Genomic DNA, 6054 nt, shown 5'->3' with positions numbered 1-6054 from the left:
CCCCGGTAAGCCGGGCCGGGCGGCCGCGGGGGCGGGGGGAGGCCGGAAAATGGTCCGTTCTCACGGTCTTGCGGCCGATGGAGGGGAACCCGCGCGGGAACGGGGAAGGTCCGCCCTCAAGCCGTTGCGGCCGATACGGGAAGATTCGCGCGGGCGCGCCGGTCGGCCGGCCCCACTCGGCCGGCCGGTTCCCGGTGGGCTCCGGTCAGGCGACCAGCATGAGGGACGCGCGGGCTCCCCCGGCCGGCACCGATCCGGCGCGGCCCGGGATCGGCGCCATGGGAGCGGGGGCGACCTCCATGCGCATGCTGTCGAGCAGGTCGATCACCCGCAGGCCGAGCGCCTGGGTGATGGCGGCGAGCACCTCGGACGAGGGCTCCTTGCGGCCGCGCTCGACCTCCGAGAGGTAGGGCAGCGACACCCGGGCGTCCTCCGCGACCTCGCGCAGCGTCCGCCCCTGCTCCAGGCGGGCCCGGCGCAGCGTGGCGCCGATGAGGTCGCGCATCAGCGGGTCCTCGTCCACGGCGCGGCGACCGACCGCCGACCCGTCGCGGCCGGGAAACGGGACGGGCTGGGACATGGGTTCCTCCGCTGCCGTTCGACGGGTGATGACGCTCTCTCCGTCCACACCGTAGTGCGCGCCGCCCGCCGGAACCACGCCCGTCCGCCCGTTTCTGCGCCGGGCAGAACCGCGCATACCCGGGGCCCCTCCCGCGATGCCCCGGCCCTCGGAGCCCGGAGCCCCATGGGATCCGCCACGGAGCAGGGCTACCGCACCCGCTGCGCCTCCGCCTTCGGCTTCTCCCTTCCGGTGGCGCCGAGGACGACCGGTGGAACGCCCGCCGGCGGCCTTGGGCGCCGCCGCCGACCGGTCTCTCTCCAGGCCGCCGTCAACGCGCCGGATGCCACGTCCTCCCGGCCCGCGCGACGCCATCGCCCGCACACCACTCCGCTGTCGGATCCGGCCGGTTCCGGTGGCCGTCTCCCTCCGCCCGCGTCCGCGGACCGGCGGGCGAGCCGACGCGCAAACCGATGTACTTTCACTCACGGTGCGGGGATGATTACCGAGGGAGAGGTTGCGTCTCTACCGGGACTGCACCCCCCTGCCCTACTAGGTCGCGCCTCGGAAGGACGAGCTGTGGACATGACAGAAGAGATCCCCTCGGGGATCGACCCCGCCGACCGGCCGCTGACGCGGTTGATGTCCTCGGCGCTGCTCATGCACGCGGTCGCCGCGCTGGTCGAACTGGGTGTGGTCGAGGAACTCGCGGACGGCCCCCGCTCGGCGGCCGACGTGGCGCGGAACGTCCACGCGTCGGAGCGCGGGCTGACGGTGGTACTGCGCGCCGGGGCGGCCGCCGGGATGGTGGCCGAGCCCCTGCCCGGCCGGTTCGCCCTGACCGCAGCGGGCCGGCGCCTGCGTGTCGATGAGCCGGGGAGCCGGCGCGACCTCGTCCGCATGTACACCGATGGCGCCTTCCTCCCCGCGTGGTCCCGCCTCGCCCCCGCCGTCCGTGCGGGCGTTTCGGCCATCGAGGTCCACACCGGGCGCCCGCTGTTCACCTACCTGGAGGAGCGGCCCGACGCCGCCGCGCTGTTCAACACTGCGATGGACGGCTCCATCGCGGTCGAGCCAGTGCTGCGCAACATCGACCTGGCCGGCACGGAGCGCGTGGTCGACGTCGGCGGCGGCGAGGGCGCGCTGCTCGCCGCCGTCCTGAGCCGCCACCCCGAGGCCGAGGGGCTGCTATTCGACCTGCCCCACGTCGTGGCCACCGCCGCGCCCCTGCTGCGGGAACGGGGGGTGGCGGACCGGTGCACCGTGGTGGGCGGCAGCTTCTTCGACCGGGTACCGCCCGGTGCCGACGTCTACCTGGTGGCCCGGGTCATGCAGAACTGGCCCGATGAGGAGGCGGTGCGCATCCTTCGCACCCTCCGGGAGGCCATGCACCACTCCTCGCGGCTGCTGATCATCGGCCACCTTCCCGGTCCGGACGGGGCGAGCCCGTTCATCCAGGCGATGAGCCTGTACATGTTCGTGCTCTACGGTGCTCCACTGCGCACGGTGGCGGAGTACGACGATCTGTTCGCCCGTGCCGGTCTCACTCTGCACCGGGTTCACCGTGTCGACGACGCCGAGTCGACCCTGGAGGTGCGCCGCGCTTAGCGCCTCCCCAGTTCAGCGGTCACGGCGCCCGCCCGAGTGATGGGCGGCGGCCTCCCATCACTCGGGCGGGCGGATGATGACGTGCCCCTGCCGGGGGTGGAAGCAGGACGCGCCCTCGTACAGCCGCGAGAGGACCGGCAGTTCCGCGTGGTAGCAGACCACCGAGGACGGCACCCCCAATATGTCCGGGGTGTTGACGAGAAAGGGCAGTTCGGCGCGCAGGTAGGCGAGCCCTGCGCGCAGGAGGGCGCCGTCCGGGTCAGGTCGCGGGCCGAGAAGGTGCCGGACGTGCTCTTCGCACGCCTGCCGCAGCCGCTCGTCGGTGGCGATATCGCGGTCGACGCGCCGGACGACGGCCTGGTACCCGGGCAGGCCGGCGCACTCCGACAGCGCGCGGACACGGACCCTGTCCGGGTCGGCGGCGGTCGCCTCCATGGCGCGGCGGACGCGGCGCCGGACGTCCCGCACGGCGCGGGCCGCCCGCGACGCGGCGTGCTCCCTGCTGCAACCGGACGCCATGTGCATGGTGTCGATGTGCACGTCGACGTAGAGCAGGTCGACGGCGGCGAAGTGCTCCTGGGCCCACGCGAGGAGGCGCGCGATGCGCTGCTGGCTGAAGTAGCTGTTGCCGGCGCTCACCCCCAGAAGGGCGTGCTCCCCGCGCAGGAAGAGGCGGTGGCAGGTGTCGCTGAACGACTGGACGTCGAAGTCGCCGTGCCGCTCGATGGACGGCCGTGGGTCAGGCGGGGATGGCATCGGGCTCCCCCGGGACGGACGCCGCGCGGTCGCACGGGTGGTCGGGGAGGCATTCGAGGCGGCGGAGGCGCGACGGCGGATGAGCACAGGACCGGCCGGCCCTCACGCCGCCACCCGCGTCATAGACGTTGGGTGATGAGGTCGTCACTCAGCGCATCGTACAGGCACCTGCTCACCCCCGAGTCCCGCCGTCGCCCACTGGCCCGACTCTGCCGGACACCCCGCCTGGGTTGGAGCCCTGTGGTGGAGCCCGCGTTGGGGCCCGTGTACGTCTACGGGTGGCGAGGCGCGCGAAGCCTTCGCTTCGGCACCGGGTCGCCCCGGCGGCCTGACCCCGTCGGTGGATGACCGGCGTCCCTCGGCTGGGGCACACCAGAGTGCCACCAAGGCGCGCCGCCGCGTCCCTGTGGACGCCGACCGGGAGGCGGCGCCGGCCTTCGGGGCGGGGCCCATCGCACGTTACGAGCGGCAGACGTCTCCGGGCGCGCGGTCGACCTGGGTGGGGCCAGTCGCGTCGGCGCCCGGAGCTGGCCGCATCCGGCCGAGTCAGCTGTGAAGCGGGAGGGACGTCCGAGGACTCCAAAATGGTCCACACCGTCCGGGCGGGCACCCCGTTCCCGCTCGTCAGGCGAAGTGCACGGGTGCACGGGTGGGACCGGAGCGGCGGACGCACCCCGGGGGACCGGTCCGAAGACGCGGCACCCCCTCGCCCCGTGTCCCTACGCACATCGCCGAGCTTGTCACTGTGCGCTGATAACGTCGGACACGTCCGATTGATCGCGGTCGGTTCTATTTTGGGAGTTCCTGTGCGTCGCCCGCTTCCCCAACACCTGAAGAGCCTGCGGATCGTGCTCTTCGTCGGGGCCGGACTCTACGCCATCGGCGCCGTCGCCGGAATGGCCATCGGGGGCCTCGACGGGAGCGCACTCGCCTATGTGCTATGGGTGACCTGGCCGGGCATCGCCTACCTGGTGTTCGCGCTCCGCTTGCCCCTCGGCGGCCGCCCGCTGTTCTGGTCGATCGTCGCCCTGCAGGCGCTGCTCGGCCTGATGGCTCTCGCCAACCTGCTGACCGGGACGATCGCCGGCATCTTCCAGCTGATCATCCCGGCGCTCTCCCTCGCCTTCGTTCTGCGCCGGCCGGCCCGCGAATTCCTGCGCCGAGAACGCGTATCCGCCTGACCCGCGCCCTTTCCCTCGGTCCTAACGGCGCGCCGGCCACCGGATTCCGCTCCTTTTCACCGACCCCATTCTCTCTCCACTCGTCACCACCCCCCAGTCCTTTCCCGTGCGAGTTAGATTGATGGCGAACCTTGCTGCGCAGAATCCATGATCCCGACCGCGGCGCGAACATGGTCGAATACGGGGCCGTGATCCTCCTGGTCGCCGCCATTCTCGCCGCCGTCGTGGGCACGGGGATCGACCAGCGCGTCTCCGGGCTGATCGAGGACGCGGTCGGCAGCGTCGCCGGCGGCCCGGAGGAAGCCGGCCCCTCCGACGACGCCCCCGCCGACCAAGAGCCCGCGCCAAGGCCCGACCCGGCCCCCTCGTCCAGCGCGGAGACCGCCGACCTCACCGAGGACACGCCCTTCGAGGTCCGGCCGGCGGTCGACGGTGGCGGGGGCGACTGGGGCGCGGACGACGCCGTCTTCGATACGGGCAACCCGGCGGTGGTCCTGCAGACGGTCGGCAACGACGGGCCCACCGGCCTCTGGAACGAGACCCAGGAGTTCGGGGAAGCGTTCGTCGACCATACCCAAGACGGCCTCACCACCCTCAGGGACGACATCGCTCTGGAGTACAACGAGGCCAGCGAGGACATCGGTGGATACCTGAGCGACAAGCAGGACACCTTCCTCGCGACCTGGGACGAGATGGACCAGGGCCTCAACGATGCGATGGCCCCCTACGTGGAGGTCGCCGAGGAGCGCCGGGAGAACGGCGATCACCTCGCCGCGAACGCCGGCATCTTCTACGACTACTGGCGGACGGTCGGCGGTGGACTCGTCGAGAACACGGTCAACGACATCTTCGACGAGGAGTACTACGATGCCGTCGAAGACGGCCGCGACGGCGAGGCCACGGCCCACGCACTATGGAACGGCCTTGTCGGCAGCCTCTCTCCACTGCGCTGGTCGGGCCGCCTCGACCTCACCCCGGGAAGCGGTTCCTTCCCCGACCGGCCCGACCGCCCGGACCGCGACGAGGACGAGGATTCCGACAGCAGCGAGGACGAGCGGGAGGAGGACGGCGATGATGGGCCGTCGTGTACCAACGGCAACAGCTTCCTTCCGGGCACCCCGGTCCTGCTCGCGGACGGCACGTCCGCGCCGATCGAGGACGTCGCCGTGGGCGACGCGGTACTGGCCTTCGACCCGCTGACGGGCGAGGAGGGGCCGCGGACCGTCACCGACACCATCGTCGGAGACGGGGAAAAGACCCTCGTCGAGATCACCGTGGCCGACGGCACCGGCGCCCCGGCCACTATCACCGCGACCGACGAGCACCCGTTCTGGGACCCGGAGGCGGCCCGCTGGACCGACGCCATCGACCTCACCCCGGGCACCGTCCTGCGCACCTCCACCGGCACCTGGGCCGAGGTCACCGCCGTCGACACCCGCACCACCGCGGACCAGCAGGTCCACAACCTCACCGTCGCCGGTATCCACACCTACTACGTGGGTACGGGGGCCGACGCCGTCCTCGTCCACAACTACAACAGCCAGCTCCAGCCGGGCCAATGCGCGAGCAACGGCCGGCGGAGTGTTCCGGACGACAGCCACCTGCCCGAGGCGTCGGAACTCATCGCGGAAGGGCAGGAGTGGCAGACCCCGCCGGGATCCCGGCGCGGGCGGGCGCGCAACAACTTCCCGATGCAGGGCGGCCCGCCGAGTACGGCGGTCTACAAGCGCAACCCCGCCACCGGGAACATCAGCAACTACATTGTGTACGACGAGAACGGCAACGCCATCAAGCGCGTCGACCTCGAAGGCGCGACGCATGCCGGGGTGCCGACGCCGCACGTCGTCTACTACGAGCACAACTCCCCTCGACCAGGAGCCATCTACGTGGGTGAACAGAGCATGGTCCGCCCCGCGCGACCGGACGAGATCCCGTGACCGCTGATCCGCG

5 protein-coding genes are annotated in these 6054 nt (G+C 72.0%); 3 read left to right on the top strand and 2 right to left on the bottom strand.

What is annotated here, in order from left to right:
- Positions 1-205 precede the first annotated feature (205 nt).
- Entirely contained in the window at positions 206-580 is a 375-nt protein-coding gene (locus NT8_RS26670) for a helix-turn-helix domain-containing protein (protein WP_067975454.1), read from the bottom strand.
- 564 nt (positions 581-1144) lie between these two features.
- Here NT8_RS26670 and NT8_RS26665 point away from each other — a divergent pair.
- Positions 1145-2167 (top strand): methyltransferase, encoded by a 1023-nt coding sequence (locus NT8_RS26665; protein WP_067975457.1) that lies wholly within the window; start codon positions 1145-1147, stop codon positions 2165-2167.
- 57 nt (positions 2168-2224) lie between these two features.
- Here NT8_RS26665 and NT8_RS26660 read toward each other — a convergent pair whose 3' ends face one another.
- Complete coding sequence (locus NT8_RS26660; RefSeq protein WP_067975451.1) at positions 2225-2923, bottom strand: tRNA-dependent cyclodipeptide synthase; 699 nt, start codon at positions 2921-2923, stop codon at positions 2225-2227.
- An 848-nt stretch (positions 2924-3771) separates the two neighbouring features.
- Here NT8_RS26660 and NT8_RS26655 point away from each other — a divergent pair.
- Positions 3772-4104 carry a hypothetical protein gene (locus NT8_RS26655; protein WP_067975449.1) on the top strand — a complete coding sequence of 111 codons (333 nt, stop codon included), beginning with the start codon at positions 3772-3774 and terminating at the stop codon, positions 4102-4104.
- A 131-nt stretch (positions 4105-4235) separates the two neighbouring features.
- The gene (locus tag NT8_RS26650; RefSeq protein ID WP_157515992.1) at positions 4236-6041 is read left to right on the top strand and encodes a polymorphic toxin-type HINT domain-containing protein; all 1806 of its coding nucleotides are present in this window, start codon (positions 4236-4238) and stop codon (positions 6039-6041) included.
- The last annotated feature ends 13 nt before the right edge of the window (positions 6042-6054 follow it).

The sequence above is a fragment of the Nocardiopsis trehalosi NBRC 14201 genome, from assembly GCF_001552555.1.
Taxonomy (GTDB): domain Bacteria; phylum Actinomycetota; class Actinomycetes; order Streptosporangiales; family Streptosporangiaceae; genus Nocardiopsis_B; species Nocardiopsis_B trehalosi.
The sequence above is the reverse complement of the archived record's forward strand: the minus strand, read 5'-3'. Positions and strand labels throughout refer to the sequence as shown.